The organism is Bacillus sp. mrc49, from assembly GCF_002803435.1.
In genome coordinates, this window is record NZ_PHNG01000688.1 from 336,137 (window position 1) to 353,963 (window position 17,827).

A 17,827-nucleotide genomic window follows, 5' to 3' on the forward strand; every position below is an offset into this window, starting at 1 on the left:
ATGAATCGTTTGTAAAAAGGGAGGATTTCTTTTGACGAAACAGTTAGAGAAAGCAACATTCGCAGGCGGATGCTTCTGGTGCATGGTGAAACCGTTCGATGAGCAGCCTGGTATCGAATCCGTTATTTCCGGATATACCGGCGGGACAACGGAAAATCCTACGTACAAGGAAGTTTGCTCTGAAACCACGGGACATTTTGAAGCTGTTCAAATTACATTTGATCCAAAAGTCTTTCCATATGAGGACATAGTCGAGTTGTTTTGGCAGCAAATCGACCCGACCGATGCCGGAGGACAATTTTTTGACCGGGGAAGTTCCTATCAAACGGCGATTTTTTATCATGACGAAAAACAACGCGAAATTGCTGAAGCATCCAAAGCCGAGCTTTCGGCGAGCGGCAAATTTTCGAAACCGATCGTAACGCCGATCATACCAGCGGCTCCATTTTATCCAGCAGAGACCTATCATCAGCATTATTATAAAAAGCAGCCTGAGCATTATGAAAGATATTCGACCGGTTCGGGCCGAAAAGCATTTATACAAAATCATTGGGGGGATAAAAAATGAAAAGTAAAGACGAATTGAAGCAGAAACTTTCACCGATCCAATATGAAGTCACGCAAAATAACGGAACAGAACCAGCGTTCCATAATGAATATTGGAATTTGAAGGAAGCAGGGTTATATGTGGATATCGTTTCAGGTGACCCACTGTTCACTTCAAAGGAAAAATTCGATTCAGGCTGCGGTTGGCCAAGTTTTACGAAACCGCTTAAAGAAGAAGAAGTGGTGGAAAACCTTGATACGAGCTACGGGATGAGAAGAATCGAGGTTCGTTCAAAAACTGCCGATTCCCATCTTGGTCATGTTTTCAATGATGGGCCGGGACCATCCGGGCTTCGTTATTGCATCAATTCCGCATCTTTAAGGTTCATACCGCTTGAAGACCTTGAAAAAGAAGGGTACGGAGAATACAAAAAGCTATTTGATTGAATGTAAAAACCCCGATTCATCAATCGGGGTTTTTACAATTTAGTCGGTGATGATCGATGCAATCCTGACATACGGGATGGTATCCTGGTCGAATGCTTTTATTCTCCCCGCTACCTCAAAACGGACGGTATGCGGACCGGGAGGAAGTCCGTTTGTGACGTATATATATCTTTCCCGGGCGAATGGCCACCATGTATTCAAAGTCGTGACTTCATTGCCGTCGATCCAGACTTTGACCTCTCCGCCATCCGGACTTCTCAGCAGTTTTACACCAAGAATGCTTCCGTTGAATTGATAATCTATCACACTGCCTTTTTCACTGCTTGTATAATAGCCGCCTTTAGGACGGAAGCCCTTCATTTTTTCATAGTGTTCAATTACCGATAACTCTAATTCCGCATGGGCGTGAAGCTTAGAGGGAAGCGCTGCAACAGACTTTTCCCGTTTAACGTTATCATGGAAACGATCATAAATGGCATTCGCATAAAATCTATAGCCAAGACCATTCGGATGAACCAGATCTTTAGTCAACTGTTTCTCCGTATAACCGGAATTCTTGAATACCGGACGCATATCAACATTCGTTGCACCGTAATGATCGGATAAACGTGCAATCGCGGCAGCAAATTCGTCCTGCTTCAAGGAACTTTCCGTTATCGTAAACAATTCTGCATGAGGGTGAAGGTGTTTTGCTTTTCTGATCAATGCCTCATAGGTCATCGTAAAATCGTCGACACTCATATATTTTCGGTCATTTTCACCAAATACGATGAAAATCAAATCCTTATGTTCATGTTCCCTTCTTTGGGAAAGCTTGAATAGACCCTCAAAAGCAGTGGAGCCGCTTTGGACTACATAATCGCCGTGTAAACGGGAATCATCTTTATCGTTCATTTTATGTTCTAACTGTTTGAACCATGTCAGGCTAGGATTTTCAGCGCCAGATCCCCTGCCGATACTGTCACCGATAACGAGATATTGAATGGGCTGTCCTGACTGGAATTTCTGATAAACATTTACCGAATCATCTGATCCATAGGTTTTAGGAACTTTTTGAAGGATATAGCTGATAAGAAGAATCGTGGCGATTGCAGCGAAAGGGATGAAGGATTTTGCGTTCTTTTTCAATTGTGTTCCCCCGTTTAACCCTTTTATGTATCCATTATAGGAATGGGATAGCTTAAAGAGGCTAAGAATTGTTTTTTTCCTTATTATATCCCAAATTCAACGTAACACAATAAAATAAGAAACGTTTTTTGACATTTTTCTTTGTTATTTTTAGTGGTTCATTCCTGACGGATGAAGCGATGAATTCGAAAGTTTTCCCTAAATCAAGAAAAATGGGCAAATACACAGACCAAGGCGGGCGTATTGACATATGGTAAGGTGTAAAGAGAAATCAGAATTCTAAAAGGAGTGAAACTTTATGTACGGATATGGTGGATTTGGCGGAGGATACGGCTATGGTGGTAACTGCGGCGGTGGCGGTGGATACGGTGGCGGTTGCGGCGGATTTGGATCAGGCTTCGCATTAATCGTTGTCTTGTTCATTCTGTTGATTATCATCGGTGCTTCATTCTGTTGCTAATGGAATAGACTAAAAGACCAGTTGAGAAACTGGTCTTTCTTCATGTTGGAATGACAGGGAAGGGAATGACTCTAAAGAAGGCCGGCCATATATGCACAGACAGGATTCATTGCAGTGCAACCTTTTTAAGCGGCTGGATTTTTCTTTATTGACCATTTCTGCTAAAATAACGACTATGTGATGTAATAAAGGGGGAAATGGAAATGATACCTTCCCGTCTGCAAGCAGGGGATGAAATACGCGTCATTGAGCCTTCGAGAAGCTTGGCGATTGTCAAGGGGGAGCAACGGAGATTGGCTGAAGAAAGATTGACGGAGCTTGGTTTTAAGGTGACATATGGAAAAACGGCTTTGTTTCATGATGACTTTTTTTCGAATTCGATCGAGGATCGAATTGAGGATTTGCATGATGCATTCAGGGATCCGAATGTAAAAGGAATCTTCACAGCCATCGGGGGTTATAATGCCAATCAATTATTACGGTATATCGATTACGATTTGATTGAAAAAAACCCTAAAGTGTTGATGGGATATAGTGATATAACCGCCATTTTATTGGCTATCCACAAAAAAACAGGCTTAACTACATACTCCGGTCCGCATTTTTCTACATTCGGGATGAAGGCCGGGCTTACATACACGATGGAGCACTTCAAAAAGGCCACAATTGAAAGTGACGGCTTCTTTCTAGCACCGAGTGAAACGTGGAGTGATGATTCTTGGCATTTGGAACAGGATGACCGCACCTTCCACCCGAATGACGGGTATATGGTCATCCAGGAAGGGGATGCAACCGGGACTGTCATTGGCGGAAATCTTTGCACGCTCAATTTATTGCAAGGAACAGAGTTCATGCCTTCCCTTAAAGGACGTATCCTGTTCATAGAAGATGACGAAGAAAGTCATCCATTCAGTTTTGACAGGGATTTACAATCATTGCTGCACCAGCCAGATGCAGGCGGAATCAAAGGAATCATCATCGGCCGTTTCCAAAAGGAATCGGGAATGACCGATTATGCGTTGCAGGAAATCATTACAACAAAAAAAGAGCTAAAGGGCATTCCTGTCATCGCAAATGCCAACTTTGGCCATGTTCATCCATTCGTGACGGTACCAAACGGTTCGAAGGCATCCTTGAATGTTAAGAACGGAAAAGCAACGATTCATATTCAATCATGAATTCATATGAATGCGCCGTTCAGAAGTGGACGGTGTTTTAATCTGTTTGGGCCGGCAGAAATATATTTTCGTTTTTGGCGTTTTTTAGGAGGGGAGCGTTTAATCCGCTCTGGAAATTTCCTTGTTTAATAAGCATTATTAGGGAATATGAGTCTAATTGTTCAAATTCTATATTTTTCTGATATAATACTAAGAGATTTAAAATAGAAAAGGTGATTATGTGTTATTAACAATTCAAGCATCCAGTCGTTTAGAAGGGGCTTTGGCCGAGTATAATAAAAAGGGCCGTGTGAGCCATACTTGCTTCGTATGTAACGAAGACACTTCCAATGGGGATGCAAGTAACTTGAACTACTATAAGTTAGGAACTAAAAAGGTTTGTCTTTCTTGCATGAAAGATGTTTTGCGTCATCCATCTTTAAAAGAGTATGAATATGTACATACTTCAGTTATCGATAAAACTGCTTTTTATAAAAATGTGCTGGCTGTTTTAAAGGATGAAAGTTTTTTGGAATCGATTCGTGAACAAAAACTAATACCCGCATTGTAAGAAAAAAGTGTATCTCTCGTGGATACACTTTTTTTGTCGATTTTTTTTGCCAATTCTTCGAAACTAAGAAATTGAGTCCTTTACAGGCTTAAAGCAAATTCCTAGCAAGATTGCCGTACACAGGACATACACTGTATTATACTGCATGTGTTTTTTAGAGAAGGAGAGTGTGGGCTTATGCAGCAGTCTTCATTAATTAAGCCGGTCCTAGGGGGAGCCTACCCGACCATCAGTCATGGTCAAGGCATTTTTTTATATGACAATAAAGGAAAGGATTACCTGGATGCCTCCTCCGGTGCGGTTACTGCCAATATTGGCCATGGTGTTCAGGAAGTCATGGAGGCGATGGTCAAACAGGCTAAACAGGTTTCATTCGTTTATCGGTCACAGTTTACTAGTGAAGCAGCAGAAGAACTTGCCGAGAAAATTGCTGAATTGACAAAGGGGGACCTAACGTATAGCTTTTTTGTGAACAGCGGCTCCGAAGCGACTGAAACTGCTTTGAAAATTGCGATTCAGCATTGGCAGGAAAAAGGAAAGCCACGGAAGCAAAAAGTCATTTCGCGCTGGATGAGCTACCATGGTATTACGATGGGGGCGCTATCGATGTCTGGTCATCCGATTCGCCGGGAACGGTTCACCTCCATGCTTGAATCCTATCCTTCCGTTTCCCCGCCCTATTGTTACAGGTGTCCGCTTCAACTTGATGCACATACGTGCGGGATGGCCTGTGCTTCGGAATTGGAAGCATCGATACGCAGAATTGGCAGTGACAACATAGCGGCCTTCATTGCCGAACCTGTCATCGGTGCTGCGGGAGGGGCCATCGTCCCGCCTGATGGATATTTTCAAAAGCTAAAGAAAATCTGCGAGGAGCATGACATATTATTCATTGCCGATGAAGTCATGACAGGCTTTGGCCGGACCGGTAAGATGCTTGCCTGTGAGCATTGGGATGTTGAACCTGATATCGTTACATTTGGCAAAGGGATGAGCGGGGGATATACCCCGATAGCTGCGGCAGTCATGACCAAAAAAGTGATGGAGCCGATACTGGGGGGATCAAGATCCATCATGGGCGGTCACACGCTTAGTGCGAATCCATTATCGTGTGCCGTTTCGTTGGCCGTCTTGAAATATGTCGAGGAGAATGAACTGGTCGAGAAATCAGCCGATCGTGGGAAAGACCTGAGCAGTGGCCTGAAGAAACTGGCGCGGAAATATTCCTTTATTGGTGATATCCGTGGCAGAGGTTTATTGATTGGCCTCGAATTCGTTCAGGACAAAGTCGCAAAGACCCCATTTTCAAACCCGGCCGATGTGACCCAGGCAATCATTGAATTGGGCATGAAAAATGGTATACTCCTCTATCCTGCAGCAGCAGGCCTTGACGGTGTAACCGGATCGGCGATCATCATTTCCCCGCCGCTGACGATAACGGAAGAAGAATGTGCAGAATTGTTAATGAGAATTGATATAACTTTTCAGCAATTTAATCAAACTTTGGGCAACCTGCCATCCTAACGAGGAAGTGAATCGTCGTGTCTGAAAATACATTTGGGAAAATTTGCCGTTTTGAAGATATTGTCCATCTGTTTAAAGATCACCAGTCGATCCTTTATGGCGGCTTCGGTGGCATAGGGACACCTCCGGGCTTAATCAATCTGATTTTGGAAACAGGCATTAAGCATCTAACCTTGATTGGTAATGATACGGGCTTCCCCGAGATAGGCATCGGAAAACTGGTCACGCAGCGCCGTGCCAAAAAAGTCATCGCCTCCCATATCGGTTCCAATCCCAACGCTGGTTCCCTAATGAACAACGGTGAACTAGAGGTGGAATTCTCCCCGCAAGGGACACTTGCCGAACGCATCAGGGCTGGCGGGATGGGGCTCGGTGGGATACTGACTGATATCGGCATCGATGCCGATATCGTCCGGGACGGCAAGCAGATCATCAACCTCGGTGATGAACGATATTTGGTTGAACCGTCGTTAACGGGGGATATCGCCATCGTATATGCAGAAATGGCAGATTCGTATGGTAATTTAATATTTGATAAAACCGCGCGGAATACGAATCCGCTCGTGGCGATGGCCGGCAAAATCACGATTGTCGAAGCAAAGCATATCGTTCCGCTAGGCTCAATGGATCCCGAGAACATCATTGTACCGGGAGCCTTTGTCGATCATATCATTCCTTCGAAAGGAGTCGATTGGAAGTGGGCTTGGGAACCGAAGATAGAAATCGATTAGCGAAACGTGCTGCAGCTGAAATTAGCAATGGAATGCTGGTCAACTTAGGGATCGGAATGCCATCGCTCGTCCCGAATCATCTCATCCATGCTCATGATGTGATGTTTCATGCAGAAAATGGCCTTGTGGGAATGGGCAGTGCTCCTGACAAGGGAAAAGAAGATGCTCATCTTTGCAATGCCGGTGGACAGCCGATCACCATCAGGGACGGGGCTTCCTACTGCGATAGCACGATAGCATTCGGCATGATACGGCGGGGCTTGGTGGATATCACGATTCTTGGAGCCCTTCAAGTCAGTGAAGCGGGAGACCTTGCCAATTGGATCGTCCCGGGCAGTCGGGTGCCAGGCATGGGCGGTGCCATGGAACTGGCGGCAAAAGCTAAAAAGGTCATCGTCTTGATGGAGCATACGGATAAAACGGGAATGTCTAAAATAGTCGAAACATGTACGTTACCGTTAACGGCCAAAAAATGCGTACATATGATCATCACGGAGCTTGGCGTGTTTTCCGTAACGAAAGCAGGCCTCTTATTGACCGATATATTTGCAGCCGCAAGCATAAGTGAAATCAGGAAAAAGACCGGAGCCTCCTTTACTGTGTCTAATAACATCCATATTTTACAAGAGTGAGAGAGGAGAATGGATATATGTACGAGAACGAAATAAGGACGTGGCTGAAGGATTCACGGACAAAGGCGGTTCAATTGCTGCAAAAGCTGGTCCAGGAACCGAGCAGGAGAGGGCAGGAAGGGAGTGCACAAGCCATAGTCGTCGAGAAGTGCAGACAACTTGGGCTTGAAATAGACTTGTGGGAAATCGGGGATGAGCAATTGCGGAATCATCCTCATTTTTATTGTGATCGCAAGGATTTTAAAGGAAATCCGAATCTTGTCGCGATAAAAAGAGGAACCGGCAGCGGGAAGTCGATTATTTTGAACGGTCATATTGATGTAGTCCCAGAAGGTGATCATTCAGCATGGCAAGACGAACCGTATAGCGGCAGATTAATGGACGGAAAAGTATTCGGAAGGGGAACGACCGATATGAAAGGCGGCAATGTTTCCTTATTGCTGGCGATTGAAGCGATTGTCGAGTCAGGTATCCAATTGAAGGGAGACGTGATTTTTCAGAGTGTGATTGAAGAGGAAAGCGGGGGTGCAGGGACGCTAGCCGCGGTCATGCGCGGATACAAAGCGGATGGGGCGATCATCCCGGAACCTACCAATATGAAACTATTTCCGCTGCAGCAGGGATCGATGTGGTTTCGGCTGATCGTAACAGGAAAGTCTGCGCATGGAGGCACAAGGTACGAAGGAGTTAGTGCCATTGATAAAGCAGTGGTCGTCATGAAGGAAATCAAGCAGCTTGAACAAGTTCGGAACGAACCACTCCGTCATTCGCTTTATAAAAATGTCCCCATCCCGGTTCCGATCAACATAGGAAGCCTGACAAGCGGCAATTGGCCATCTTCCGTGCCCGATACAGCCGTTCTTGAGGGACGATTCGGCATTGCCCCTACAGAAACCATGGAGGAGGCACAGAGGTCGCTGATCCAATTGATCGAAGCCATGAATGAACGTGATGAATGGTTCAAGGAAAAGCCGATTACATTGGAATGGTTTGGCGCCAGGTGGCTGCCTGGCAGTCTCGAAACGGACCATCCACTAATGAAAACGATTGGAACGTATTATGAAAAGGTGAAGGGAAAAGAGCCGGTTGTCGAAGCATCTCCTTGGGCGACGGATGGAGGCTATCTGTCAACGGTGGGTTCGACCCCCGTCGTCGTGTTTGGACCGGGAGAAACGAAGCTGGCCCACGACGCCAACGAATATATAGAAGTGGATAAAATGATGCAGGCTGCGGAAATCATCGCCTTGACCATTATCGATTGGTGTGAGGCCGAGCAGATTTAATCATTTTCCGAGGGGTCTGATTCCAATAAGGGTCAGGCCTTTTGTTACAATGGTAACTGGGTGTGAAAGGAGCGGGAAGAATGGAAACGGGAATCATTGAAAAACAAATTAAAAAGCAACGCTGCACCATTCATTTGACGATCGACCACTTTAATAAGCGAGTAAGGGTGGAGGATTATCTCGGTCATTTTCAAGAATGCATCGAGGAAACTTTAAAGGCGGCCGCCGACATGGCAGCAGAGAAAATCATTTTCAAGACACGCAAAGAAAACCTTCAGGAGTTGCTCTCCCGGGGCTTCTTATACGAAGGCAGCATCGATAGGTTCTTTTTGGGAAGCGACTGCTTCTTCCTTGTCAAATATACTAGGAATGAACGGCGAAACAGTGACGAATGGGAGAACGAAGATCGAATCCTCACCGATGTTTTGAACCTGCCGAGTAAAGCGGGACGGGATGAACCGCCGTCCGCTTATCAGGTTCGCAAAGCGGAGCTAGCGGATGCCAAACAGCTTGCACAGTTATATGGCGAGGTTTTCGAGGTATATCCAACACCGATGAATGATCCGGCATATGTGAAAAAATGCATCGAAAACGGAACGGTTTTTTATATCTATCTTCACGAAGGGAAACTTGTCAGTGCCGCTTCAGCCGAAATTGATGCTTTTTACCATAATGCAGAAATCACCGATTGTGCGACATTGCCGGAACATCGGCAGTTCGGGCTGATGAAGCATCTGATTGCCTATATCGAAGACTATCTCATTTCACATGAAATTTATTGCATCTATTCGATTGCCAGATCGCTCTCATTCGGGATGAATGCTGCATTGCATCAGCATGGGTATTCATATCGGGGGCGCTTGGCCAATAATTGTTACATCTTCGATAAACTAGAAGACATGAATCTGTGGGTGAAAAATTATACATGATTGCTCAATTTTAAGCGGATCATGGCAAGTTTTCGGCATTTCCTCATATACATATAGCAAGTATGAACTTGAGGAGGGGTATGTTGCCGGGTGAATCATTTAATACACGCGAGGTACTGGAAGCAATTTTGGATACCATTGATGAAGGGATTCATGTGATCGATCCAAAAGGGCTGACCATCTTCTATAATGGGGTTGCAGCCAACCACGACGGAATGAAAAGAAGTGAAGTGCTGGGGAAACCATTGCTGGAGGCCTTTCCTTCATTGAATCATAAATCATCCACATTACTTCGGGTCATCAAATCGGAAAAACCTATCTACAACTATAATCAGTCCTATGTAAATGCACATGGGCGAATCATTGAAACGCTTAATACGACCCTTCCGATAAATGTTGATGGGGTCATCGTAGGTGCCATTGAAATCGCAAAGGATTACTCAAGTTTAAAGCAATTATCGGAAAGGCTAGCGGACCTGGAAAGCTCGCTCAAGACAAGTAAGAATCCTGAAAAGAAACCGGAGCTCGGCCATTTGCATCGTTTCTCGGAAATTTTAACGAGTGATCAACAGTTCAAAAGCTTGATATCAAAAGGAAAGCGGGCTGCCCGTTCCTCTTCATCGGTTTTGGTTTATGGAGAGAGCGGTGTAGGAAAAGAGCTTTTTGTCCAAAGCATCCATCGCGAATCCAGCCGGGGAATGGAGCCCTTCATTGCCCAAAACTGTGCGGCATTACCAGGGGAGCTTTTGGAATCGCTCTTATTCGGTACGGCTAAAGGAAGTTACACAGGAGCTTTGGAGCGCAAGGGATTATTTGAATTGGCGCATGGCGGGACTTTGTTTCTGGATGAATTGCAGTCGATGCCGATAGACTTGCAGGCAAAGCTATTGCGCGTGCTGGAAGATGGATCCATCAGGAGGATAGGAGGCGCAGGAAGCGTACAGGTGGATGTCAGGGTCATGGCAGCGATCAATATCGATCCCAAAAAGGCCGTTTCGGAAAACAAACTTAGACCGGATTTATTTTACAGGTTGAACGTATTGAGTTACGAGCTTCCTCCGCTAAGGGAGAGAGCGAAAGATATCGAGCTTTTGACGGAGCATTTCATATCCATGAATAATAGGAAATTAGGAATCGACATTAAAGGCGTCGATGAGGAGACAGGGCTTTTTTTTCAGCACTATCAATGGCCAGGCAATGTTAGGGAGCTGAAACATACGATTGAATTCATGATGAACCATACTGAGCAGGAAATTTTGATTCTCGAAGATTTGCCCCAGTTGTTAAAGAAACAATCATCTTCACCTCAAGAGGTCCTTCCGCTTCGGGAGGCAATGCTTGAGATGGAAACTAAATTGATTACCGATGCTCTTCTTCAAACAAAGGGGAATGTTTTTCAAGCATCGAAGCTATTGCAGATTCCTCGGCAGACGCTGCAATATAAAATCAGGAAACATATTTGAATGCAAAAAATCCGGATGCAATCGCTGCAGTCCGGATTTTTTTATGGGTAATGGAAATTTCCGGGTCATTTTGGCACCTCTCTTGCATTTAATACTACTATCTTAACTCAGGAGGTATGACCATGTTATTTGACTTATATAAGCCAGAGCGTAACTGGAAAGATATAGAGCTATGGAAAGATGTAACCGAAGAACAATGGAACAACTGGCTGTGGCAGCTTACGAATACGATCCGCACCGTCGATGATTTGAAGAAAGTGATCGATCTCACTCCAGATGAGGAGGAAGGGGTAAGGATTTCCACTAAAACCATTCCGCTGAACATTACGCCATATTATGCCTCGTTAATGAATAAAGATGATCCGCGCTGCCCAATAAGAATGCAATCGGTCCCGATTTCGGAGGAAATGCATAAAACCAAATACGACATGGAAGATCCCTTGCATGAAGACGAGGACTCTCCTGTGCCCGGTTTGACCCATAGATATCCTGATCGCGTCCTTTTCCTGGTGACGAATCAATGCTCCATGTACTGCCGGTATTGTACAAGAAGACGCTTTTCCGGACAAATCGGCATGGGCGTGCCCAAAAAACAATTAGATGCGGCAATCGGCTATATACGCGATACACCAGCTGTACGGGATGTGCTTATATCCGGCGGGGACGGGTTGCTTATCAATGACACGATCCTGGAATATATCCTCAAAAACTTAAGAGACATCCCTCATGTTGAAATAATCAGGATCGGTACCCGTGCCCCTGTCGTCTTTCCTCAAAGAATCACTGAGAATTTATGTACCATTTTAAAAAAGTATCATCCTGTATGGCTGAACACCCACTTCAACACTTCAATCGAAATTACCGAAGAGTCGAAAAAAGCGTGTGAGATGCTTGCCGATGCAGGTGTCCCTGTAGGCAATCAGGCCGTCATTTTGGCAGGGATAAATGACAGTGTCGCCATCATGAAGAAGCTGATGCATGATCTTGTCAAGATTCGTGTCCGTCCGTACTATATTTATCAATGTGATCTTTCGGAAGGAATCGGGCACTTCCGGGCACCCATATCAAAAGGGATTGAAATCATTGAAGGTCTGCGTGGTCACACTTCTGGGTATGCCGTGCCTACATTCGTCGTCGATGCGCCAGGAGGGGGAGGGAAAATCACGCTTCAGCCGAATTATATCCTCTCGCAATCTCCAACGAAAACGGTTCTGCGCAATTTTGAGGGCGTGATAACCACCTATCCAGAACCTGAGCAGTATACACCTGGTTTGGCAGACGACTACTTCAAAGGAGTTTATCCGGATATGGAAGAAAAACGGTCAGATATTGGTGTATCCGGTTTAATGAACGACCAGCAATTCAATTTAGTTCCTGAAGGGCTGAAGCGAATGAATCGAAGGGAAAACTATGTCACAAATCCAGAGCACGCATCATTGAAAAACCAGCGGGAAAAGCGGGACCTGTTAAAGGAAAAGAAATTCCAGGCACAGCAAAAAAAGGACACACCAAAAGGGGATGAATAACATGGAGACATGTCCGTGGTGCGAGAAGGGAAAGCTGGCGGCGATAAATGGAACCGTATACTGGGAATTGCCCGATGGCACGAGAGCGATAGAAATAACCGAAACGCCTTCTTCCCATTGTGAGCATTGCGATGCACTTTTTCAAAATGATGAAATTGTCAAGGAAATTGAAGATCAACTATTCCTGATCGATTCGAAGCAGCTTGAAAAACAGACAAAATACAGCGAGTTAATGAGCATGAAAAGGCTACTGAAACGCAACTACTTTGACTTTTCGTAAAGACGGTTGAATATCCATGCGGGAAAAAACCTCCATTTATGGCGGAACGAGTGTTCCTCACTCATTTCATCATGAATGAGGGGTTTTTTCCAATTCCCTTTCATTACCCCCTAAGCGAAAGCGATCCTTACCATACTTCCATCGAATCTTTCATCAAGATTTGAAGAAGATAAGACCTATAGGCGTCTGCAAATGAGTGACGGCCTCTTTGATTACGTGTGAATACCGTTACTTGTCCATGAACATCATGAAAGAAAATCGTAAGGCACTCCAAAAGAGTGGACGGAAGGGGAAGATTCCGATATATTTAAGCAGAAATCATCGTTTTTTAGGGGGGGCTCGACACAATGAGACCATTTTATTTATATTTAATGAAGTTTCGACAGCCGAAGGAAGTGGATGCCATTACTACATTTGCAAATCATGCTTATGAGGATCACGGCTTTCCGAAACATTCGACAGATTATAATGAAGTGAGCAGTTATTTGGAATTGAATGCGGACTATCTCGAAAGTATGACGGTATTTGATCAGGCGTGGGAAAAATATGTCCAAATTGAAGAAGGACTCCTGCAGGGAGATCAGGAATAGGGAGGAACCGAAGGATGCTTAAAAGCCTTCAAACCCGTATTTTGCTTTATTCCTTACTGATTGCAAGCGCACCTGTCCTGATCTTGGGAGCCATTTCCTATGAATCACAGCGGTCACTGCTGGAAAAAGAAGCGAATAATGCCTTGAATGCAGGCTCACTGAATATTGTCAATGAAACATATAGCTATTTGAACGAACGGATCAGTGATGTGAAGCTGATGAGCACAAATTCGGTCATCATCGATCCTCGTTCACCAAGAGAAGACAAGTCGGCTGAACTTAAGAAGTTCATTGAAGCAAAAGGGAATTATTATGGAGTGTTATATCTGGACTTGGATGGTAATGTAACGGTTGATACATCCAATAAATTGATCGGAGATAATCTCGCCAAGAGAATCTGGTTTAAAGAGGCCATGGAGGGTCATGAATTCCTTTCGGATGTGTATAGCACCCGGTCATACCCGGAGCCGGTAATCACCTTGAGCGCCCCGGTGCATGATCTTACAGGGAAATTGATCGGTGTCGTGTCTCCGGCCTTCAGATTGGAAGTGCTTTGGGAGATGATGGAGAAAAAGGCTAACGAGGTTAGCGATAAATACCCTGTGGATTTCTTCATGATGAACCAAGAAGGAATCATGATTTCCAAAAAAGATCCGCATGGTGTGCTTCAGGATTCTGCTTTGAATGAAATGGGCTTAACTAAAGGAAAACTGTTGGAAGCTTCGTTATCCGATAAACTGTACAGTGCAGAGAATGGAGAGAAAATCTATTCCATTCAGCCTGTCCATGCGGGGGCACAGACGGAGAATCGATGGTTTGTAGTGGTAGGGGCAGATAAGAAGCAGGTGTTTCAGCCTTTGAATGACCTATTGACACGCTATTTAACGATTTATAGCATCGTGCTTGTATCGATCATCCTTGCCGTCTATCTTCTTACGAAATCGATTGTCAGGCCCGTCCGCGATCTCGTCGAAGCGACAGAGGATTTTATAGATGGAAAGGAATTCGTCACTTCCGATAATAAAAGCTTCGAGGAAATGGAAAAATTGAACGTGGCCTTCTTGAGAATGATGGAGACGATTCAAGATCGCGAAAAGGAAATCGTCCGGACTGAAAAGTTAAAGTATGTTGGGCAGCTTGCTGCAGGTGTTGCTCATGAAATCAGGAATCCGCTGACGACAATCAAGGGTTTTTTTCAACTTTTGAAGAGTCAGGATCATGACAAAACATTGATAGAAAAGTATAGTGACATCATGCTCCTTGAAGTGGACCGGGTCAATATCTTTGTAGGTCAGCTTTTGGATTTGGCCAAACCGCATCAATTGGAATGGGAGAAGCTGAATCTTAGGGATTTCCTTAATGACATACTGGATACCTATATTCCATCAATTCCGAGTTCTCATGTAGAAATAATTAATGAAGTAGCAGAATCAGTCTTTGTTTACACAGACAGAAACCGACTTAGACAGGTTATCTTGAATGTGCTGAATAATTCCAGTGAAGCCATTGGTTCAAGGGGACGGATTGAATTACAACAAACCGCCGGGTCCCAGTCCGTGAAATTGATGGTGAGGGATGATGGAAAAGGGATCAGTCCCGAGAATTTAAAAAATATCGGCATGCCCTTTTACACGACTAAGCCTGATGGAAACGGCTTAGGGGTTGCGACGTGCATTCAAATCATGGAGGAATTGAAAGGGAAATTCTTGATTGAAAGCACCTGCCCCGAAGGAACGAAAGTGACCCTCATCATTCCCACTACCAACCGTTTCATTAAATGAGACGGCAGGTTATATACAAAAAGGGCCCGGAATGATACATCCCGTGCCCTTTTTGCTCAAAGGTAAGCGCATTGATCTCCAAGGACCTTTATTTCAAAAAAATTTTAGGTCCATTCCATCATTCCAAACCGATGGCTGCAAAGTGGGACGGTGAAATCCCCTGAATGCAGTCCAACGAATCCCATCCTTCTCCATTGCATCTGTGCATCTGCGGATGCAAAATGACGCCGATCATCCGCTTTTTCCATCTGCATCTGTTTAATCAAGGTAAAATAAATCCTATTTGACTGTGAAAAGGGAATGGGAACGAAAGGGAGACCGTAAAGCTTGGAGTCGCAGAGGAAGGATCATCCGCAAAAAAAAGCGAGTGCCTTTAGCGAAATCACCGGATCGAATGCTGCCAGGCATTTCAAAAACGATCGGTCCCTTAATGAAGGAGTGATAAATTACACAGCTAAATGAGCAAAGCGCCCCCCCTTTTCCATTAACCTCCCTGTTTGTTTATGCATATAATTTACTAATCAAACGATAAGGACCATATTGGGGGATGTCTCTTATGGGCAAAAAAAAACAGCCGAAATTTAAATTAGGCGATACAGTCGTAATTACAATGTATGGGACAGTCGGGAATATAACCGATATAAAATTTCTCGATGGTGCTTATGTGTATGAAGTGAACTATAGTGAAGGCCTTTACATCGAAAAAACATTGCAATCGATAAATGAATATGAAGGAGAAATCCTTTATCAAAAGGAACAAATCAATATTGAATATAAATTTTTATTAGGTGACTTAGTCCAGGTAGATGGATATGAACAAGACTATTTCAAGATTATCGGCTATCGAACGGAAATTTGGCGCTATAAGGAAAATGCCTGGGAAGATGTCATCTATGAATTATCAAGAATCTCAGACAGTGAATGGCTTGAAGCGCATGAGGAAGAATTGACTTTAATTGCCGATGCGAAGCGTGCAGATGGGATTATTCAAAAATTAGGGCTGCTCCTTTCTAAAAAGAATAATGAGCTTGCTATCATTGCTAAACAAAACAACCCTGGTAAAGGTGAGCGAGATATGACAATGACAAAAAATGAAAAAAAGGAAATGATTGATGGACTTTTGGATTTATACAATGATTACTGTAAGCTCTATGAGCATTTTGGCGATGATGAATATCGTCATATCATGAAAATCGCCCTTGCTAAAATTGAAAAGGCGGCAGAGGAAATATATCCAGATCATAAGAAGAAGCAAACGAAGTGAAGGTTTCCAAGCTTCTATAGGGAACCGTGCCTTGCGCTATAAAAGCTTCATAATGTCCAAGAAAAAAAGCTGGCTTTTCCTGTGAATGGTCATAATGGAATCCCTAACTGGAATATTTGTCTCTATCCATTCATACACCTTTAATTAAGGGGGCGATGATTTGCGAGAAATTGAGGTTTTTATTGATACAGAAGAGATAGCTGAATTCTTTTTTCAAGAATTGATCAGAAGGGGCTATCTTCCGACAGAAGCTGAAGTTGAAGATCTTGCTGACATCACATTCGAATATCTTCTAGAGAAATGCATAATTGATGAAGAAGTCGATGAGTAGACTGTCATTAGACGGTCAGCAGCTTCCTTTCCCTTAATTAATAAACTTTCTAAAGACGGCGGACATCCGCCGTTTTGTTTGCAGTGAATGAGCTGGATTCGACAAGCCTTGATCCTGTTTGGAAGTCTCTTTAACTTTTCAGGCAATTGAATAAGGTTCAATTTTCCTAACTTGTGGTTGATATGGTATAGTAGTTTTTGAATATGATTTCAACCACAAGTTAAGGAGGACATAGTTAAATGAGCGTACATATTGGTGCAAAAGAAAATGAAATTGCAGAAACGGTCTTACTTCCTGGGGACCCATTGCGTGCAAAATACATTGCTGAAACATTTTTAGAGGAAGCCAAGCTTTACAATGAAGTACGCAACATGTTTGGATATACAGGTACTTATAAAGGAAAACGCATTTCTGTCCAAGGTACTGGTATGGGAGTTCCGTCGATTTCCATTTATGTAAACGAATTGATGAATAGCTACAATGTCCAGAAGCTGATTCGCGTAGGCACTGCCGGGGCCATCCAAAAAGATGTAAAAGTCAGGGATGTTATTCTTGCAATGAGCGCTTCAACCGACTCGCAAATGAACCGTATGACGTTTGGCGGAGTCGACTTTGCCCCGACGGCTGATTTTGATTTGTTAAGGAAGGCATATGAAGCAGGAACGGCAAAAGGCTTGGAATTGAAGGTTGGCAATGTGTTTACGGCCGATCAATTTTATAATGATAATAGTGATTTGGAAAAATGGGCAAAATACCAAATATTAGCGATAGAAATGGAGTCAGCTGCCTTATATACCCTTGCAGCTAAGTTTGGGCGTCAAGCTTTATCGGTATTGACCATTTCCGACCATATCTTAACTGGCGAGGAAACGTCGTCTGAAGAACGTCAGTCAACATTTAACGAGATGGTCGAGGTGGCCCTGGAAGCAGCTATACAAGACTGATAATTGAGTATGAAGGTCCCCCGGCAGGTGGCCAGGAATAAATGTTGCCGTATATATGTGCTGGCTTTGCTATGGTCGCGTTTATTCCTTGCTACCCGCATGAAAGGATATCCCCTGCCTGTACATCGGAGGGACATAAGATAATACATAAAATTTAAATTGTTATTTTTGATAACTATTATTTTTCGATTGGCTTCAAAGCTGATAAAATGGAAACAAATCGTTTTATATTTGTCATGA

General features: G+C 43.9%; 20 protein-coding genes. 18 read left to right on the forward strand and 2 right to left on the reverse strand.

Annotated features, from left to right (window positions below):
• Window positions 1–82 precede the first annotated feature (82 nt).
• Window positions 83–568, forward strand: a complete 486-nt coding sequence (msrA, locus tag CVN76_RS12925) for a peptide-methionine (S)-S-oxide reductase MsrA (protein WP_442857573.1) — start codon at window positions 83–85, stop codon at window positions 566–568.
• A complete protein-coding gene (gene msrB / locus CVN76_RS12930) occupies window positions 565–993 on the forward strand; it encodes a peptide-methionine (R)-S-oxide reductase MsrB (protein ID WP_100531572.1) in 429 nt (142 codons plus the stop codon). Before msrA ends, msrB begins: the two co-directional genes overlap by 4 nt.
• A gap of 39 nt (window positions 994–1,032) precedes the next feature.
• Here msrB and CVN76_RS12935 read toward each other — a convergent pair whose 3' ends face one another.
• Window positions 1,033–2,121 carry an SGNH/GDSL hydrolase family protein gene (locus CVN76_RS12935; protein WP_157805656.1) on the reverse strand — a complete coding sequence of 363 codons (1,089 nt, stop codon included), beginning with the start codon at window positions 2,119–2,121 and terminating at the stop codon, window positions 1,033–1,035.
• A gap of 298 nt (window positions 2,122–2,419) precedes the next feature.
• Between CVN76_RS12935 and CVN76_RS12940 the strand changes: the two genes are divergently transcribed.
• The 13 genes from CVN76_RS12940 (at window position 2,420) to CVN76_RS13000 (ending at window position 15,048) form a co-directional block, all read left to right on the forward strand.
• Window positions 2,420–2,581 carry a YjcZ family sporulation protein gene (locus tag CVN76_RS12940; protein ID WP_100531574.1) on the forward strand — a complete coding sequence of 54 codons (162 nt, stop codon included), beginning with the start codon at window positions 2,420–2,422 and terminating at the stop codon, window positions 2,579–2,581.
• A gap of 203 nt (window positions 2,582–2,784) precedes the next feature.
• Entirely contained in the window at window positions 2,785–3,759 is a 975-nt protein-coding gene (locus CVN76_RS12945) for a S66 family peptidase (RefSeq protein ID WP_100531575.1), read from the forward strand.
• Window positions 3,760–3,979: 220 nt separating this feature from the next.
• Window positions 3,980–4,309, forward strand: coding sequence for a hypothetical protein (locus CVN76_RS12950; RefSeq protein ID WP_061140433.1), 330 nt, complete (start codon window positions 3,980–3,982; stop codon window positions 4,307–4,309).
• Between the two features lie 177 nt (window positions 4,310–4,486).
• Window positions 4,487–5,833 carry an aspartate aminotransferase family protein gene (locus CVN76_RS12955; protein ID WP_100531576.1) on the forward strand — a complete coding sequence of 449 codons (1,347 nt, stop codon included), beginning with the start codon at window positions 4,487–4,489 and terminating at the stop codon, window positions 5,831–5,833.
• An 11-nt stretch (window positions 5,834–5,844) separates the two neighbouring features.
• A complete protein-coding gene (locus CVN76_RS12960) occupies window positions 5,845–6,564 on the forward strand; it encodes a CoA transferase subunit A (protein ID WP_100531577.1) in 720 nt (239 codons plus the stop codon).
• Complete coding sequence (locus CVN76_RS12965; RefSeq protein ID WP_100531578.1) at window positions 6,531–7,196, forward strand: 3-oxoacid CoA-transferase subunit B; 666 nt, start codon at window positions 6,531–6,533, stop codon at window positions 7,194–7,196. Before CVN76_RS12960 ends, CVN76_RS12965 begins: the two co-directional genes overlap by 34 nt.
• Before the next feature lie 17 nt (window positions 7,197–7,213).
• Entirely contained in the window at window positions 7,214–8,479 is a 1,266-nt protein-coding gene (locus CVN76_RS12970) for a peptidase (protein WP_100531579.1), read from the forward strand.
• Window positions 8,480–8,559: 80 nt separating this feature from the next.
• Entirely contained in the window at window positions 8,560–9,408 is an 849-nt protein-coding gene (gene ablB / locus CVN76_RS12975) for a putative beta-lysine N-acetyltransferase (protein WP_100531580.1), read from the forward strand.
• An 83-nt stretch (window positions 9,409–9,491) separates the two neighbouring features.
• Window positions 9,492–10,871: a sigma 54-interacting transcriptional regulator gene (locus CVN76_RS12980; RefSeq protein WP_198512549.1), complete on the forward strand. Its 1,380-nt coding sequence runs from the start codon at window positions 9,492–9,494 to the stop codon at window positions 10,869–10,871.
• Between the two features lie 122 nt (window positions 10,872–10,993).
• Window positions 10,994–12,397: a lysine 2,3-aminomutase gene (gene ablA / locus CVN76_RS12985; protein WP_100531582.1), complete on the forward strand. Its 1,404-nt coding sequence runs from the start codon at window positions 10,994–10,996 to the stop codon at window positions 12,395–12,397.
• 1 nt (window position 12,398) lies between these two features.
• Complete coding sequence (locus CVN76_RS12990) at window positions 12,399–12,677, forward strand: YokU family protein (protein WP_100531583.1); 279 nt, start codon at window positions 12,399–12,401, stop codon at window positions 12,675–12,677.
• Window positions 12,678–13,024: 347 nt separating this feature from the next.
• Window positions 13,025–13,267 (forward strand): YozE family protein, encoded by a 243-nt coding sequence (locus tag CVN76_RS12995; protein ID WP_100531584.1) that lies wholly within the window; start codon window positions 13,025–13,027, stop codon window positions 13,265–13,267.
• 14 nt (window positions 13,268–13,281) lie between these two features.
• Window positions 13,282–15,048, forward strand: a complete 1,767-nt coding sequence (locus CVN76_RS13000) for an ATP-binding protein (RefSeq protein WP_100531585.1) — start codon at window positions 13,282–13,284, stop codon at window positions 15,046–15,048.
• Window positions 15,049–15,152: 104 nt separating this feature from the next.
• Here the strand turns inward: CVN76_RS13000 and CVN76_RS31000 are convergent, their stop codons facing one another.
• Entirely contained in the window at window positions 15,153–15,314 is a 162-nt protein-coding gene (locus CVN76_RS31000; protein ID WP_157805657.1) for a hypothetical protein, read from the reverse strand.
• A gap of 290 nt (window positions 15,315–15,604) precedes the next feature.
• Here CVN76_RS31000 and CVN76_RS13005 point away from each other — a divergent pair, with 290 nt between their 5' ends.
• The 3 genes from CVN76_RS13005 to deoD all read left to right on the forward strand — a co-directional run bounded on the left by CVN76_RS13005 (window position 15,605) and on the right by deoD (window position 17,587).
• Window positions 15,605–16,312, forward strand: a complete 708-nt coding sequence (locus CVN76_RS13005) for a hypothetical protein (RefSeq protein ID WP_061140445.1) — start codon at window positions 15,605–15,607, stop codon at window positions 16,310–16,312.
• A 160-nt stretch (window positions 16,313–16,472) separates the two neighbouring features.
• Entirely contained in the window at window positions 16,473–16,643 is a 171-nt protein-coding gene (locus CVN76_RS13010) for a YozD family protein (protein ID WP_064505166.1), read from the forward strand.
• Between the two features lie 239 nt (window positions 16,644–16,882).
• The gene (deoD, locus tag CVN76_RS13015) at window positions 16,883–17,587 is read left to right on the forward strand and encodes a purine-nucleoside phosphorylase (protein WP_061140446.1); all 705 of its coding nucleotides are present in this window, start codon (window positions 16,883–16,885) and stop codon (window positions 17,585–17,587) included.
• The last annotated feature ends 240 nt before the right edge of the window (window positions 17,588–17,827 follow it).